Origin of the sequence: Guyparkeria sp. TX1 (assembly GCF_046523965.1) — a bacterium.
In the GTDB taxonomy this organism is placed as follows: Bacteria; Pseudomonadota; Gammaproteobacteria; order Halothiobacillales; family Halothiobacillaceae; genus Guyparkeria.
In genome coordinates this window covers 658,567-672,518 of the sequence record NZ_CP144142.1, presented here as the reverse complement: position 1 = coordinate 672,518, position 13,952 = coordinate 658,567, and the positions used below count along the sequence as shown (strand labels likewise).

Annotated in this window: 11 protein-coding genes; 1 reads left to right on the top strand and 10 read right to left on the bottom strand. The window is 61.6% G+C overall.

Annotated features, from left to right (window positions below; genetic code table 11):
- Window positions 1-237 precede the first annotated feature (237 nt).
- The 8 genes from ileS to VWP12_RS03150 all read right to left on the bottom strand — a co-directional run bounded on the left by ileS (window position 238) and on the right by VWP12_RS03150 (window position 10,736).
- A complete protein-coding gene (gene ileS / locus VWP12_RS03185) occupies window positions 238-3,069 on the bottom strand; it encodes an isoleucine--tRNA ligase (protein WP_410474582.1) in 2,832 nt (943 codons plus the stop codon).
- Window positions 3,070-3,184: 115 nt separating this feature from the next.
- Complete coding sequence (locus tag VWP12_RS03180) at window positions 3,185-3,742, bottom strand: GspH/FimT family pseudopilin (protein WP_410474581.1); 558 nt, start codon at window positions 3,740-3,742, stop codon at window positions 3,185-3,187.
- 158 nt (window positions 3,743-3,900) lie between these two features.
- Window positions 3,901-4,377, bottom strand: a complete 477-nt coding sequence (locus VWP12_RS03175; RefSeq protein ID WP_410474580.1) for a type IV pilin protein — start codon at window positions 4,375-4,377, stop codon at window positions 3,901-3,903.
- Window positions 4,378-4,392: 15 nt separating this feature from the next.
- Window positions 4,393-8,106, bottom strand: coding sequence for a pilus assembly protein (locus tag VWP12_RS03170; protein WP_410474579.1), 3,714 nt, complete (start codon window positions 8,104-8,106; stop codon window positions 4,393-4,395).
- An 11-nt stretch (window positions 8,107-8,117) separates the two neighbouring features.
- Window positions 8,118-8,675, bottom strand: coding sequence for a PilX N-terminal domain-containing pilus assembly protein (locus tag VWP12_RS03165; protein ID WP_410474578.1), 558 nt, complete (start codon window positions 8,673-8,675; stop codon window positions 8,118-8,120).
- Window positions 8,672-9,673, bottom strand: coding sequence for a PilW family protein (locus tag VWP12_RS03160; RefSeq protein WP_410474577.1), 1,002 nt, complete (start codon window positions 9,671-9,673; stop codon window positions 8,672-8,674). The genes VWP12_RS03165 and VWP12_RS03160 overlap by 4 nt, the downstream gene beginning before the upstream one ends.
- 35 nt (window positions 9,674-9,708) lie before the next feature.
- The gene (pilV, locus tag VWP12_RS03155) at window positions 9,709-10,182 is read right to left on the bottom strand and encodes a type IV pilus modification protein PilV (RefSeq protein ID WP_410474576.1); all 474 of its coding nucleotides are present in this window, start codon (window positions 10,180-10,182) and stop codon (window positions 9,709-9,711) included.
- Window positions 10,183-10,184: 2 nt separating this feature from the next.
- On the bottom strand, window positions 10,185-10,736 hold the full coding sequence (locus VWP12_RS03150) for a GspH/FimT family pseudopilin (RefSeq protein ID WP_410474575.1): 552 nt from the start codon (window positions 10,734-10,736) through the stop codon (window positions 10,185-10,187).
- Window positions 10,737-10,953: 217 nt separating this feature from the next.
- Here VWP12_RS03150 and VWP12_RS03145 point away from each other — a divergent pair, with 217 nt between their 5' ends.
- Window positions 10,954-11,775, top strand: coding sequence for an inositol monophosphatase family protein (locus tag VWP12_RS03145; RefSeq protein WP_410474574.1), 822 nt, complete (start codon window positions 10,954-10,956; stop codon window positions 11,773-11,775).
- A 401-nt stretch (window positions 11,776-12,176) separates the two neighbouring features.
- On the opposite strand, the gene VWP12_RS03140 is transcribed toward VWP12_RS03145, so the two are convergent.
- Both VWP12_RS03140 and VWP12_RS03135 read right to left on the bottom strand, forming a co-directional pair.
- The gene (locus tag VWP12_RS03140; protein ID WP_410474573.1) at window positions 12,177-13,463 is read right to left on the bottom strand and encodes an FCSD flavin-binding domain-containing protein; all 1,287 of its coding nucleotides are present in this window, start codon (window positions 13,461-13,463) and stop codon (window positions 12,177-12,179) included.
- Between the two features lie 41 nt (window positions 13,464-13,504).
- Window positions 13,505-13,858: a c-type cytochrome gene (locus VWP12_RS03135; protein ID WP_158611804.1), complete on the bottom strand. Its 354-nt coding sequence runs from the start codon at window positions 13,856-13,858 to the stop codon at window positions 13,505-13,507.
- Between the last annotated feature and the right edge of the window lie 94 nt (window positions 13,859-13,952).

Below are 13,952 nucleotides of genomic sequence, written 5' to 3'. Positions count from 1 at the left end.
CCCGCTACCCCGTGGGCCTGGGCCTCACCCGCCGCACCCGTTCGAGCGTGGCAACAGACCGAGGCCGGGACACGCGCCGGACGGCGCGTTTCGCTTGGCGAATAAGCACCCACAACGCCCAACGACAAACGTAGGAGCGCCTTCAGGCGCGAAACGCCACAGGGGCCACCATTGGGCATCGCGGCTAAAGCCGCTCCTACGACGGGGCCGTTGGGTGAAGGGATGCTCATGGCCTGCTCAGACAAAGCGGCGGCTTTCGCCGTCACCTTCGATGTTCTCGATACAGCGCCCGCAGAGCGTGGGATGCGCCTCATGCGTGCCCACGTCCGGGCGGAAGTGCCAGCAGCGCTCGCACTTCTCGGCCTCGGCCGGGGCGATGCGCACGGCCAGTTCGCCCACACCCTCGATCGACTCGGCCTCGACCTCCGCCGGCTTGTCGGCCAGCGGCCGCACCGTGACCTCGGAGACAATCAGCAGGAACCGCAGCTCGTCACCCAGCTCGGACAGGCGCCCGGCGACGGCGTCGTCGGCCCAGATCTCGACATTGGCCGAGAGGTTGGCCTTGATGCGTTTGTTATTGCGCGCGGCCTCGGCGTGGCGGTTTACCGCATCGCGGATGGCGATGACGTCATTCCAGAAGCCACGCTGGTTCGGCCCGGCGTGACCGTCATCGAGCAGCGGGGCGAGCGTTTCCACGTGGGTGGCCATGAAGACCGTTTCCTCGCGACCGTCGGCCAGCGCCGGCAGGTGCTCCCAAAGCTCCTCGGCGGTGAACGACAGCACGGGCGCAATCCAGCGCGTCAGCGCCTCGACCGTGCGCCACATGGCGGTCTGTGCCGAGCGGCGCATGGACGCATCGGTCTGGCCGGTGTAGATGCGGTCCTTGACGATGTCGAGATAGAACGCACCTAGCTCGATCGAGCAGAAGTGGTGGATGCGCGCGATCGTCTGGTGGAACTGGTAGGACTCGAAGCCCTCGCGCACCTCGCGGTTCAGGCGCGCGGCACGGTCGACCAGCCAGGCATCCAGCGCCAGCAAATCGGCGTCGGCCACGGCATCCCTGTTCGGGTCGAATCCGTCGATGTTCGACAACAGGAAGCGCGCGGTGTTGCGGATGCGGCGGTAGGCATCGGCGGTGCGTTGCAGGATCTCGTCGGAGACCGTCATCTCGCCGGCATAGTCGGTGGAGGCCACCCACAGCCGCAGCGGGTCGGCGCCCATCTTGTCGATGACCTTCTGCGGGGCGATCACGTTGCCCAGCGACTTGGACATCTTGCGGCCCTTGGCATCCACGGTGAAGCCGTGGGTGAGCACGCCGCGGTAGGGTGCCTGCTCGCGCAGCGCGGTGGCGGTGAGCAGGGAGGACTGGAACCAGCCGCGGTGCTGGTCGGAGCCCTCGAGGTACAGATCCGCCGGCCAGGTCAGCTCCTCGCGGCGGTCGAGCACGGCCCAGTGGGTCACGCCCGAGTCGAACCAGACATCGAGCGTGTCGATGACCTTCTCGTACTCGGCCGCGTCCTCGCCGATCAGCTCGGCAGCGTCCAGGTCGAACCACCAGTCCACGCCGTGCTGCTCGACCTGCTCGGCGACCTGGCGCATCAGGTTGGCGGAATCCGGGTGGGCGTGACCGGTCTGCTTGTGGGCGAACAGCGCAATCGGCACGCCCCAGAAACGCTGGCGCGAGATGCACCAGTCCGGGCGGTTCTCGACCATCCCCTCGATGCGCGCCCGACCCCAGTCCGGCGTGAACTCGACGTTATCCAGCGCCTTGATGGCGTCCGCACGCAGGTGCTGCTGGGTCATCGAGATGAACCACTGGTGCGTGGCGCGGAAGATCAGCGGCGTCTTGTGCCGCCAGCAGTGCGGGTAGCTGTGCTTGAACTTCGAGTGCGCCAGCAGGCGGCCGTCGGCTTCGAGCCGCTCCAGGATGGCGCGGCCACCCGCCTTGAGATCCATCCCGCCGACGAACGGCGTATCGGCGAAGAAGCGCCCCTCCCCGTCGACTGGGTTGTCCACGGGCAGGTGGTAGCGCTTGCCGACCGCGAAGTCTTCCTCGCCGTGGGCGGGGGCCGTGTGCACCAACCCCGTGCCGGCATCCAGCGTGACGTGCTCGCCGAGGATCACCGGCACGCGGCGCTCAAGGAACGGGTGGGCCAGCTCCTGGCCTTCCAGCCCGGCGCCAGTGCATTCGCCCAGCACCCGCGGTGATTCGGCACCCATCCGGGCCAGCGCGTCCTCGGCCAGCCCCTCGGCCAGCACGATGCGGCGGCCGTCAAAGTCGATCAACTGGTAGCTCAGCTCGGCGTTGACCGCCACGGCCTGGTTGGCCGGCAGCGTCCAAGGGGTGGTAGTCCAGATGACCAGGTCCACCGGTGCCTCGTCTTCCACGCCAAAGGCACGGTTGACCGCCGCCGAGTCGACCGCCGCGAAGGCCACGTCGACCTGGTCACTGGTCTTGTCCTGGTATTCCACCTCGGCCTCGGCCAGCGCCGAACCGCAGTCGACGCACCAGTGCACCGGCTTCTCGCCACGGTGCAGGTGTCCGCGCTCGATGATGCCTGCCAGCGCCCGCAGCGTGTCGGCCTCGAAGGCGAAGTCCATCGAGCGGTAGGGGTTGTCCCAGTCGCCCATCACGCCCAAGCGGATGAAGTCCTGCTTCTGTCGCTCGATCTGGCTGACCGCGTAGTCACGGCAGGCCTGGCGGAAGGCCCGCTCGTCGAGCTTCACGCCCGGCTTGCCGTGCTCGCGCTCAACCACCAACTCGATCGGCAGACCGTGACAATCCCAGCCCGGCACGTAGGGGGTGTCGAAACCTTCCAGCAGGCGCGTCTTGTTGATGACGTCCTTGAGGATCTTGTTGACGGCATGCCCGATGTGTATGTCGCCGTTGGCATACGGCGGGCCGTCGTGCAGCACGAACTTGGTCCGCCCGGCGGCGTGCTCGCGCACGGCCTTATAGAGATCGCGCTGTTGCCATTGCTCGAGCATCGCGGGCTCGCGCTTGGGCAGATTGCCGCGCATCGGGAAGTCGGTCTTGGGGAGGTTGAGCGTCGATTTGTAATCGGTCACGGTAGGGCCACGTCGGTTCAGTTTCGCCGGAAGACTGCAAACCCCTGATTGTAACAGCGCAACCTGCGGGAACGCTCATGGCCTCGCCCCGGCAACAACCGAGTGACGACACCACTCAAAGACGGGGACACGCCCCGTCGAAATCGACCGCCTGCAACCGCACCCGACCACTCGCCGAAATCACCAGCTCCCGCGCGTTCGGCGACAGATCCGCCGCCACGCAAACCCGCAATCGTCCGGCACCGAACGCCCCGCTGACACGCTCGGCGTGACCCATCGGCACGTAGACCAGCGTCGACCGAAACGGCCCGTTGCCATCCAGGCTCACGGCGCCGCCGGCAGCAGGGACGCGACCGTGACGAACGACCCGCTCGTCGTCATCGAGGTCGCCGCTGTGATCGGCATCCCGAAAGACCAGCCACTCGCCAGCCGACCAGTCGCCCGTACAACCCGCATCAGGCGTACCGGCACAAATCGAAACGGGGCGCCCCTGCATCACGGCCGACTGCCGGGCCGCCATCAATGCGCCGCGAGCGGCATTGGTCGACGCCGCCAGCTGGTTCTGAGCGATCATCGAGGAGAATGCAGGAATGGCAATGGCGAGAAGAATCGCGGCGACCGAGATGGCGACCATGAGCTCGATCAGCGAGAAACCGCCCACTTTCTGGCCCACAACAACACTGCGAAAACAGAAATGTGGGACCCAGTTACGGATCCATCGCTCGTCCCTGAACATAAGGACCTCCTTGTCCAAATCAGCGAAATGCTAAACGGGCGCTTCCATGCGCCCGTTTTTGTCGAAAAATAGAGGCTTCGAACTACGTAATCAAATCACCAGCATTGATCAACTTTGGCTGTGTCGACACTGCCGTCATCGCCGACCCCCACTCCTCGAGTACCCGCCTGATTCAAAACCAGAGGATCACAATCGGAGTCTCGTGACTCTTGTGCCCCATCCGCTTTTGCCTTCAACAGATAAGTGGCTGGCGGATCGCCTGTATCGACTGAATCGACTGAATAGATATAGTCATCGCCAGTATTGGCCGCAGAGGCACAATCCAGATCTGGCAATGTTGCCCCGATATACGTCAAGTTGGTGGTGTAGTACCGCTCCATGAAGTTGGCATATTCCGATAGACAGGCCGCTGCCGCAGCCCGTTTGGTCTTGACCACGTGCTGTGTGTACGCCGGGTAGGCGATCGCCGCGAGGATGCCGATGATCGCGACTACGATCATCAGCTCGATCAGGGTGAACCCTCGGCCACGCCGAGCGGAAACAGATCCCGGTGAACCATTCACTGTGCTCATCCGTCTCTCCATGGTTTAGTCAAAGATGATTTCACGCCAGGAGCTACGCTGCCCGGAACTGCCGCCGCCCGCCGCCTCGACCGAAGCCGTGCTGCCGTCATCAAAGCTCACCAACATGGTGTTGCCGACGAAGATCGGCGCATTGGGCAATCGGTTGAAACCCAGGGCCCCGGCCGCAAACGTCTGGCCGTCGACTGACAGAACATCGTCGCCATCGACGACTCCATCGCCATTCAGATCGACGAACGGCTGGTCGACATTCGTACCGTCGAACGGGTCGATGCCCATGATGAAACCGCGTCCAGACGGGTTACACACATCCACCGCCTCGGGAATCAACGACGTCCCAACGAGCACCTCTCCCTGGAACTGGTTGGGCAGAACCATCCGTTCGCCTTCAGACTGGCCATCCGGTGGCACCAGATCGATATACCAACCGGATGTTCCGTCCATGTCGTCGGCCGTGCCTTGGCTAAAGGCTCTTGCGGTGAAATCTCCGCTAATCTCTTCGGCAACTATGTCTCGCTCAACCAATACCGAGCGGTCATCACCGCTGGAAACCGGCAGATCAGCATCGCCTGACTCCACGATCAACCCGTACCAGGTCTGGAGCGATTGATCGTTAAGGTCAGCCTGCGAGAGATACTTGCCCGTGCCAAAGAAGGCCCACAAGTTGCTGGTGGTCGGATCCTTGCCCAGCAGCAACCCCGCGGTGATCGGTTGAGCCGACCCATCCTCTCTCGTGGCCTGATACACCGCCTCCCCATTGCTCGTGGAGGAGGTCAGGTCGAATCGCCAAACCCAACCGTTGAGATCGCCGGCATAGGCAACATCCTGGATACCATCCGGGCTGTCCGTGTAATCGAATGTCGCGGGCGCCGCCAGACCATTACCGATCACACCATCATTGGTTGTGTGAACGTCGAGCGCCCCCGTTCCCGCATCGAATTGCAACAATGCCGCACTGTCATTGGCACTGTTGTAGCCATTGCCGATCAACACCGACCATTCGCCGTTGCCGGTCTGGACGACTAGCGGTTTACCAATCATCTGACCGATATAGTCCGCATTGGCACCGCCATCGCCCGCAGAACGCTCCCAGAGGAAGCGAATATCAGCCGGATCCGTGATATCAAGCGCATACACCGCTTTTGCTTCACCACGCCCCGTGGTGCCCACAAGAACGGTCCGCCACTGCACATCGGTGCCATTCGTATAGGGCAGGTCAATGTAGACATCCGCTACCGTCAATTCACCGTCATTGAAATACTGATGACCCGGATTTGCCCCGTAATCCGAGTCAGCCAACTTCTTAATGTCCGATTCAATCACCGCGCCCGGCAAGTAGGCATAGAACTCCGTGCCGGTCAGTGCGTCGAATGCATGAAGCATGCCGTCATTGGCTGCCACATACACTACCGGCTCGCGGGTATTGTCCCCGCCCTCGGGGTCCTGCCCCTGGTTATCGTTATCCCCTTCGGGATCCTCGGCGAAGGCCGGATAATCGGCCACCCCGTCAAACGACCGCGCGGTGTAAAGGTTCGGATCCGGCTTCCCTACATAAACCGGCTGCGAGTTCACGATGTCGCCGAGCGCAGTGCTTCGATCTCGATAACCACCACCGTTTGCTTCGGCGTTAGTGGTATCCCCACGCAAGAAATCGACGATCGCTTCCTGCTCGGCAACGGAATCACCCAGCGCTGTCTGCTGGCTCCCGGAGAGACTTCCCACATCACTGGCCAAGAATTCACGATATTGGGGATCGTTGTTGCCGAGGTTCCCGTCGTCGGTAGCGAAGGTATAAATCGAGCGCCCGTCGGGGCAGACCTCGCCGGCTGACGCCGAGCACGCATCGGCCGGGGCCGCCAGAAGATTCTCGGCCGCCGACCAATCCGGAGATGAAGCAATCTGCTTGGTGTTTGGGTCCACCGAATACGCCTTCAGGTCACCTACCCAGGTGCCGGTGAAGTAATTTGCTTGATAGGTGACCGTCCCTGTCTCCAGCCGCGTGGAGTTCGCCGCCAAGCTCGCCCCGGTGCCGACCCGCTCGGCGGTCCGCCCAACCGCATCGGAAATCGCAGCGGAGAATGCCTGCGGTGTCTTGGTCGAATAGAAACCACCGTGACCGTTAACCGCGGCATGCAGCATGTCGGCAATATTATTGACACTGCCTGAGCTGGGCTGCGGCCACTCGAAACCACTAATCGGATCCCCACCATTGGCCCAATCGAACACCGCATCTGCATCAATCGGATCACCGCCAGCATCAAGCGCGTCGTATCCCAACCCGACGGAAAACGTGGTCATGTGCTGCCAGAAGGCCGGGTCCTCGTCGGTGGTCGGCACCTCGTTTTCCACCCCCGTGCGGAGGTCGTTCTTCCAGTAGTACATCGCCACGTCGGCGAGTGTATTTGCGAACGTATCGCTGTAAGGGAGCACGGCGTCGTAGGTATAGTCGCGCCCATTAGGACCCGTAACGGTCGGCCCGTCAGTGCCGTCGGCGTTGCCGACGGCCGGGTCCGGATCACCTACTTCGTTCCAGAAACCATCCGATGTCAGGATGGTGTACGACTGTCGGCAGGCATACTCCTGAGACACGTCGTCTCCATCGAGGCTCGACCAGGGCTGCCCGGTGCGGTAATACTCGCCGGCCGCCTCGAGGGTCTCGCGCAGGGGTGTATTTTGGTCTCCCTCCGCATCGATCAGCCATTCCCAGAACTGCGCCTTGCGGGTACCGGCCGAACCATCGCCCCAAGCCGCGACCCCGGCAAGTTCATTGTTGCCCTGCGTATCTGTCGAGAAACCGTAGCGACAGCTCGCGCTAAACACGTCACCGCACTGGCCGGAAGTGATCCCGCGAATATACTCGGCCGAATTGCCATTGATTGAACCGAACCCGACACGGAATTCTTCACTCACATCGGCAAAGCCATTCATCAGGCCGCTCTTGGCCGCAAGCATGCGTGTGCGGTAATAGCCGAACCAGTTGCCGACGTTCTGCTTGGTCGCTGCATCGTCAGCGCAACTGCCTTGCGCGCCAGTCGGCAAGTCTCCACAGCTAGTAGCCACATAACTCTCGTTATATCCGCCGCTACCATCCGGAGTAGTAAACACGAAGGCCAGCTCATCCGCTTCGTAGTAATAGTTGTTGTTACCACCATCCTGAAACAGCAGAACGTGGTCGTCATCATTATAAAAATTGCTGGAGTAACACGTTCCAAGATGGACACTGCTTTGGAAAGTGTTAGCCGGGCAAAAAGCACGGAAAAAGGGGAAGCCGACATTACTGTAGCCACCGCTCGAGTAGTAACGGGTGATGTCAGCCTGAGTTGGTGAGTTATCGAAACCATCCAGAGGGAGGTTCGGGAAAGACGTGACATCGGTGTAACTTGACCCATCGGCCTTAAGCGGGGGCCTATAGGTCACATTTCCGTCGTAGTAGATGTAATTGTTTGAGGCACTCTGCATGCCTTGATCGGAAGTATCGCCGAGGTACCCGGCGTCCGGCATGTATTCGCGTGCCATCGAGCCCGAATCATCGAGAAGCAACATCACGTTGGGCGGCAGCGTTTGCTGAACAACCAATGGTGTTTGGTCGATAGTGACGCCCAGCGCCTGACTACCCCAAGACAGGCAAGAAACGAAGCACGCCGCTATAAAGCCACTTGCAGCACGTCGATGAGCTCGCAGCGGGTTTGACACACCCCGGTGGCGCGATGAAATTTTCATGCGATGTCCTCCTAGCCCCTAACCCAAGTCTGCAGAACCACGACGGCCCGATCAGGGGCTGCTGACGGGTCGGCGCTGCGCGCGGTGACCCGATAGAAGTTGATGGTGGTGCTCGTCCCCTGCGCCCCATATTGGCTGGCCGCACCACTGAGGTTTACGCCAGTGTTCGATGTCGGGTCCGGCCAGAGCCCCATGTTCTCCACAACGTACTGTGGCTGGGCCGCCGCAAGTGAACCAGCATCAAACTCATCTGAACCAGTTCCCACCGAAACCGTTTGCCACGGGACGCTGTTACCTGAGGGGATGGCCTCGCAGGTCACGCCACCGAGAGAGCAGTCATGCCATATGTCCGCCGTCGTGTCGGCAATGCGCCGCTCGGCAATACGCAACGCGGCCTCAGCTGCTTGGAAGGCGATATCCCGATCCTGCAGGTTGCTCGACATCTTTTCTTGCAGCGTGGTACCCCGCATTGACGCCAGGCCGACGAGCGTAATGGCCAGCAAAAGCACCAGTGCGATGACCAGGGCAATGCCAGATTGTTGGTTCTTCAGCGTGATCATCTTTGTCATTCCACCCGATTCCGCACCGTCACCGTGGTTGCCAGGGTGCGGGTGAGCACCTGCTGATCCGTGCCCGCTCGCTCCATCTCACTCTGAATGGTCAAGGCCACCCTGGCGGCATCGACCAGTGACCAATCGGAAACCGCATCGGCATCTTCGAATGTGCTACCGCCTTCACTGAGGTAGGTAACCTGCATGTCTGTCACGTTGCGCACCATTTCGGTTGCCACTCCGGTCGGAGTGCCGCTCTGATTCTCGAGCGAAACCCGATACAGCGATCGCCCTCCCACCGGGTTGTTCCCGATATACCAAGCGGTCGAGGAAAGCTTGGCGATTTGAGAGTTCTGACCGAACTCGTAACTATTGCCCACGGCGGTACAGCTAGTCGGGTAGCCCAAACCCTTCGAGCAATTGCCCGGCGAACCCGTGCCGGTGTTGTGCACCACTGTCACGTTGCTGCTGTTGTAGTTAGTGATCTGCATGACAGCTGCATGATCTGGGTCACAAACCACAACGATGTCACCGACATCAAAGTTGGTGGTGGCCTCGTTGATCTTGAATTGGGCCGACGTGGGTTGATGACTATCGACACTGAATCCACTGCCCTCGATGCCCACCAGCTGGAACGAATCCGTGCCGGAAACGCGCTCGGCCTCGCCTGTGCCGGTGGTTACCGCCGGGTCGGTCTCATCGCCTTCGTAACCGACAATGGAATTGGAGAAATCGGCGAACCAGTCGGTCGCGGACCCTCCACTCGGTCCATTGTTCAGCACGTTGGCTATGCGATTGAGATTGCCGCAACCGGTCAACCCCGCCATTCGGATGTCACGCGCAAGGAATTCGAACGCCGTTCGGCTGTGATCCTGGACCTGGCTCAACGCTTCATTGGTTCGATAAGACTGCTTGTTGGCAATGAACACGCTGATCACCCCACCGATGATCACCAGGCCCAGCACCATGGCGATCATCAGCTCGACAAGCGTGAACCCACCGATCTTCTGGCGCATATTGTGGAGTCGACGCCCCTGCCCCCGTGTTCCTTTCATAGTCTCGCCCTTGTCACGACTTCCTGCGCATCACTGCCGCCCGAAGCCTTCTCATCGTCAAAGACAATGGTGATCTCACAGATGCCGTTGCCATCACAATCGACCTCGCCGGAAGCCCCATCCCCGAGAGCAGCGAGCCCGTCGGGGGGATTTAACCCCGAACCTTCACACCAGCGGTGAACCTGCCCACTGGCCAAGCTGCTCCCCGCGGCAGGACAACTACCAACCGTGTACGTACCGTCATAGTCCCCTGTCAGAGCGCTCCCTCGATCTGTACGCATCGCATCAAGAATCGAGTACGTCGCAATCGTGGCTTGCGTCCTCGCCATGGCACTGTTGTTGTTTGATAACGCCTTGGTTTGAAGGGCCGCCATGCCAAGAAAGCCAATCGAAAGCACCAACACGGCGATCAGTATTTCGATGAGACCGACACCGGATTGGCTGCGTCTGTGATGAATGTTCGTATTCATTTTTAGTTACATGCCGCGTCAGGTTGGGATGTCACCGTCGTACCAGAAATCATGCGAACGCAGCGGTGATTCTCGCCCGGCAAGTCCGGCGCGCTGATGTCCGCCACAAGCCCGGTGACCGGGGAGTTGCCATTCGCCAATCTCCCGATACCGCTGGCACCGAAGCGCAGAGTCTGCGAACCGCCAAGACTCACACTATCCGGAATTTCCAACGCGGCTCTTACGACGGTGACGGTCGTGGTTCCCGACTGGTACGCACGCACTTCACCCAGCCGATTCCCGCAGTTGTTCGTCAGTGCCGTGCCGTCATTCGCGTTCTCACCACAAACGACGACACCCGCATTCCGCTTGATCGCCTCCGAGCGAGCCATATTCACGGCCGTCACCCATTCGTTCGTCACCGTGGTCAATTCGTTGGAAAGGATCAGGTTGCGAAAGCTCGGGATCGCGATCGTCAAAAGCACGGCTGCCACGGCAATCGTGACCATCAGCTCGATCAAGCTGAAGCCTGAAGATCGACTAAACCGTCGTTGTGGAGCGCGTATTCGTGTCATGCGGTTCGATTCCTTTTTCACATATGGATCCAATCATGCATAAGCGACCGCTGCCAGAGGCCTCAGGACGAAAGGCGGGTCGTGACCGATGAACGGTCAATGGGTGATCCAAGTCACGTAGAATCGCGACATAATCAACCCTGCCATCCGATGGGTCACCGCTATCGGCGTGTCGTCATCAAGAGACGCCTCCAGTATCCGACCAAAGGTTTTTACCATGCTCTCGCTCAATCCTTCCGACCAGTCATCGGCAATCAATCTCGTCCGCAAGACCGCCCACCGGCACCTGCTGGGCGTAGGCACCCAGGCCGCCGACCGCAAGACCGACGGCAGCTGGGTCACCGCGACCGACCACGCGATGCAGGCGGATCTGCAAGCTGGGCTTGCTGAACGATTCCCTGAACATGGCTTTCTCGGCGAGGAGATGTCAGTCGCCGAGCAGGAAGGGGCCTGGCGAGAGTGCCTAGACGGGCGGCCGACCTGGGTGGTCGACCCGCTCGATGGCACGAGCAACTTTCGCGTGGGTTTTCCGGTGTTTTCGGTGACGGTCGCCCTGCTGGTGGGCGGAAAGACGATATTCGGCGTGGTCTTTGATCCCAGCCGGGACGAGTGCTTTCATGCCTCACGTGGTGGCGGGGCCTGGTTGAACGGGGAGCGGTTGTCGCTTGCCGACGAACCCAAGCAGGAGCTGAAGAGCTGTCTTGCCACGGTGGATTTCAAGCGTCTGCCGCGCGGCGTAGCGGCGCACTTGGCCTGTGACCCGCCCTACGCCTCGCAGCGTTCAATCGGTTCGGTGGCACTGGACTGGTGCTGGGTGGCGGCGCATCGGGTGCAGGTGTATGTGCATGGAAAGCAGAAGTTGTGGGATTACGCTGCCGGTCAGTTGATCCTGCACGAGGCCGGCGGCGCTTCAGCGGATCTCGAGGGCGAGATCGATTATCTCGATCGGCCGCTCGAACCGCTGCCGCGCTCGGCGGTGGCGGCGACGCATGTGGAGTTGCTGGAGGATTGGCTGGCAGAGCTGAGAGCTGAGAGCTGAGAGCTTCACGACGTTGCGCCGGCACGGACAAATCAAGCCGGAACGGCCACCGGCGGCGGCCTGCGCGGGCAAGCCCCGCTTGCACGGTGGGACGTACCCACATCCCGTAGGAGCGGCTTTAGCCGCGATGCCTACTGGCGCCACGTCGACGTATCGCGCCTGAAGGCGCTCCTACGGTTATCGCATGCCTTTGCGGGAGCTTGCCTCGCGCCGGCGGAAGCGAGTCCCGGCCTCAGCTCGTTGCCACGCTCGAACGGGGACGGCGGCTGGCGCCACTCGCGGGCAAGGCCCGCACGCATACGGGACCGGCGTCATAATGCCTTGATAACGATTAAAGGCCCGCCATCTCGCGATGACGGGCCTTCTGGCGTCGGCCGCCACGTGGGCGGCACGGAAAACGGTCAACTGCCCCAGATATCCTCGGTGATCGAGGCATACCAGTCGTGGGCGTAACCGGCTTCCTTCTCGGCGTTCTTGCCGCCCAGCGGTGAAACACCACCGGCGCCCTCGACGGAGACGGTCTTGCCATCCTCGACGCGGTAGACCGCCGCCACTGAGATGCCGTAGTCCGGGGCGATGAGGCTATAGCAGGTGTTCACCCAGCTCGGCTCCGGCGGGTTCTCGTTGTGGAACATGGCCACGATCGCCGCCGCGCAGTTCTTGGCCTGCGAATTCGCGGCAAAGCCGGACTTGGGCAATGGCGAGCCGATGCAGGCATCCCCCACGACGTGAACCCCGGCATGCATGGTCGACTCGTAGGTGCCGGTGTTGATCGGGCACCAGCCGGAATCGTCGACCAGGCCGGCCTCGTGCGCGATCCAGCCGGCCTTCTGAGGCGGGATGACGTTGATCACATCGCCGTCGTATTCCGTGCCCCCGGCGGTAACCACCATGCGGTCGGCATCGACCTTGTCCACGCCACCACCGAAGTCGGGACCGATCCACTCGATCATGCCCCCGTACTCGGCTTCCCATCCTTCGCGGAACAGACCTTCCTTGGAGAAGTTCGCCTTCGGATCAAGCACCAGGATCGTCGAGTTGGGCTTGTTTTCCCTGAAGTAGTTTGCGACCAGGGAAACCCGCTCGTACGGCCCCGGCGGGCAGCGGAATGGGTTCGGCGGCGCGACCATGATGAACCGTCCGCCATCCTCCATTTCCTCGAGCTGCTTGCGCAGCAGCAAGGTTTGCTCACCCGCCTGCCAGGCATGCGGCATTCTGGTGTTAGCGACTTCCTCGGAGTAGCCCTCGATCGCGTCGTAGTTGAAGTCGATTCCCGGCGAGACGACCAGCCGGTCGTACTCGTAGGTCCGACCATCCTCCAGGGAGACCGCCCGCGCCTCCGCGTCGATTCCGGTGACCCAACCCTTGACCACGTTCACGCCACGCTTTTCCAGCGCGGTGAAGTCGTGTTTGATCTCGTCGATCTCCTTGAGACCGCCGATGACCAGGTTAGAGAACGGGCAGGTGGTGTGGCTAGCCTGGCCGTCGATCATGGTCACCTCGACCGTAGGGTCGAACAGCTTGACGTACTTGGCCGCGGTCGCGCCGCCGAAGCCGCCGCCAATGACGACCACGCGCTTGGCGTCGGCCTTGGCGCCATCACCCTGGCAGCCTGCTGTCGCGCCGATGGCCCCGGCACCGGCCATCGCCGCGCTCAATTTCAGAAATCCGCGTCGGGAAAGACTCATAGCGGTTACCTCTCGTGTTCCTTGTGCTTGAGCGGGGCCGCTCACTGTTTGGCGAAGAACTCGGCCACGGCCTGAATCTCGTCATCCGTGTAGCCCTTGGCGATCCGATTCATCACCGTCCCCTCGAGGGCTCCCGACTTGTATTCCAGCAGCTTGCCCGCCGTGGCCTCCTTGGCCACACCAGCCAGGCGGGGAATATCACCACTGCCCTGGCCCTGGAAGCCGTGGCAACCCATGCAGGTCGCCCCGATGATCGATCCGGTGCTCATCTCCATCCTTTCCGTATCGCTTTCCGCCTGCGACATGCCGGCTGCCAGCATCAAGCCCAGCCCGATCGCCGCAAGGGACGCGGTCGACAGTCGACGGCCGATCGCCGCTTCTCGATTCTGTGACATCCCCGTTCCTCCTCGATGTTTCATGTCGTCCAGACATGCACTAGCCGTCCTTGCCCGGACCCAGCAACCTTACCGCTGCGCCATGTTATTTTGC